This is a genomic window from Streptomyces inhibens (assembly GCF_003389455.1).
GTDB classification, from domain to species: Bacteria; Actinomycetota; Actinomycetes; order Streptomycetales; family Streptomycetaceae; genus Streptomyces; species Streptomyces inhibens.
In genome coordinates, this window is record NZ_QUAC01000063.1 from 1 (window position 1) to 2,783 (window position 2,783).

1 protein-coding gene is annotated in these 2,783 nt (G+C 65.9%); it reads right to left on the reverse strand.

Annotated elements, in window-relative coordinates:
• On the reverse strand, positions 1–2,783 hold a 2,783-nt coding region (locus DY245_RS08945), incomplete at both ends, for a condensation domain-containing protein (protein WP_128505343.1).

Sequence of the window (2,783 nt, forward strand, 5' to 3'; positions counted from 1 at the left end):
ACGCCCAACTCCACACCCAGCACCGACCGGATCCGACTGATCAACCGCGTCGCCTTGAGCGAATGGCCGCCCAGGGCGAAGAAGTTGTCGTCCGGCCCCACACTCGGCACACCGAGCACCTGCGCGAACAAGCCACACAGCAACTCCTCCTGCACCGACCGCGGCCCACGCCCCACACCACCATCGGCCACCGCACCCTCAACAGCAAGACGCGCCTGCTCCCTCCGCCGCAACTCACCGCGCCGCTCCTCACTACGCCGCAGCAACGCCCGCTCCTGCGCCGCGGACTCAAAAACCTCCACCCCCTCCACACCCACATCCGGATCCGCAGTCACCGCATCCACCACCCGCACAAACAAACGGTGCAACACCTCAGCGGTATCGGAATCGAAGAGATCGGTGGCGAACACCAGGGCCGCTGATATCCCCGCCGGGTTCTCGGCGGCGTCGCGCTGCTCCGAGAAGCTCCAGCTGAGGTCGAACTTGGAGGGGTGCGCGTCGAGGGAGTGGGGGGTGAGGGTGGTGTCGGCGAGGCGGAAGGTCGCCTCGACGTTGTTCTGGAGGACGATCATGGTCTGGAACAACGGGTGCCGGCCGCTGGTGCGGTCAGGGTTGAGCTCTTCCACGATCCGGTCGAACGGCAGATCCTCATGCGCAAAAGCCGCCAAGTCCGCCTCACGCACCCGCTCAAGCAGTTCGGCAAACGTCGGATTCCCCGACGTATCCGTACGCAGCACCAACGTATTGACGAAGAAACCCACCAGATCATCAAGAGCCTGATCCGACCGCCCCGCCGTGGCAGTACCCAACGGCACATCAGAACCGGCACCGAGCCGGGTCAGCAGCGTCGCCACCGCGGCCTGCAGGGCCATGAAGACCGTCGCGCCGTGATCGCGGGCAAGGGAGGCCAGGCAGCCATGGAGTTTGGCCGGCAGCTCGAAGCGCACCAGACCACCCTCGTGGGTCGGCTGCGCCGGGCGCGGCCGGTCGGCAGGAAGCGCCAGCTCCTGCGGCAGACCGGAAAGCGTACGGGCCCAAAACGCCGCCTGCTCCTCCCCCACCTCCTCCAACAACTCACGCTGCCACAAGGCGTAATCGGCATACTGCACCGGCAACGCCCCCCACTGCGGAACACCACCCGCCAACCGCGCCTCATAAGCAACCGACACATCCCGCAACAACGGCGCCTCCGACCACCCATCACTCGCAATGTGATGCAACGTCAACAACAACACATGCTCATCGTCGGCAATCGAGAACAACGTCACCCTCAGCGGCAGCTCGGACGACAACGCAAAGGGAGTGAAGGCAGCTTCCTGGATCAGTGAGGGCAGGTCATCGTCGGAACACTGCACCACCGAGACCTTGGCCGCCGCGTGCTCGGGCGGCAGGATCCGCTGGAAGGGCTCGCCGTCGACATTGGGGAAGACCGTGCGCAGGGACTCGTGGCGGGCCACGACATCCTCGATCGCCCGTTGCAGGGCCTCCTCATCCACCGGGCCGTCGATACGGAAGGCGAAGGGCGCGTTGTAGGTCGGGCTCTGCTCGAAACGGTCCAGGAACCACAACCGCTGCTGCGCAAACGACAACGGCAACACCTCAGGACGCGCACCGGCAGTCACCGCGGGACGCGCCGCGACCCCGTCCGCGTCCAGATGCTCCACCAAGCCCGCGACCGTCGGCGCACCGAACAGCGCCCGCACGCCCAACTCCACACCCAGCACCGACCGGATCCGACTGATCAACCGCGTCGCCTTGAGCGAATGGCCGCCCAGGGCGAAGAAATTGTCATCCACCCCGACACTCGGCACCTCCAGCACCTGGGCGAACAGACCACACAACAACTCCTCCTGCACCGACCGCGGCCCACGCCCCACACCACCATCGGCCACCGCACCCTCAACAGCAAGACGCGCCTGCTCACTCCGCCGCAACTCACCGCGCCGCTCCTCACTACGCCGCAGCAACGCCCGCTCCTGCGCCGCGGACTCAAAAACCTCCACCCCCTCCACACCCACATCCGGATCCGCAGTCACCGCATCCACCACCCGCACAAACAAACGGTGCAACACCTCAGCGGTATCGGAATCGAAGAGATCGGTGGCGTACTGGAGCATCCCGGAGATTCCTGCCGGGTTCTCGTGGGCGTCCCGCTGCTCCGAGAAGCTCCAGCCCAGATCGAACTTGGAGGGAGCAGCATCGAGCGGCTGCGCGATGATGCGGGTGTCGGCGAGGTCCAGACTGGCCAGTGCGTTGTTCTGGAGGACGATCATGGTCTGGAACAACGGGTGCCGGCCGCTGGTGCGGTCAGGGTTGAGCTCTTCCACGATCCGGTCGAACGGCAGATCCTCATGCGCAAAAGCCGCCAAGTCCGCCTCACGCACCCGCTCAAGCAGTTCGGCAAACGTCGGATTCCCCGACGTATCCGTACGCAGCACCAACGTATTGACGAAGAAACCCACCAGATCATCAAGAGCCTGATCCGACCGCCCCGCCGTGGCAGTACCCAACGGCACATCAGAACCGGCACCGAGCCGCGACAACAACACCCCCAACGCCGCCTGCAGCGCCATGAACGTCGTCACCCCCTGCCCGCGGGCCAAGGATTCCAGCCGATGATGGAGATCGGCAGGAATGCCGAAGTGCAGGAGGCCGCCCTCATGGGTGGGGTGGTCCGGGCGCGGCCGGTCGGCGGGAAGGGCCAGCTCCTGCGGCAGACCGGAAAGCGTACGGGCCCAAAACGCCGCCTGCTCCTCCCCCACCTCCTCCAACAACTCACGCTG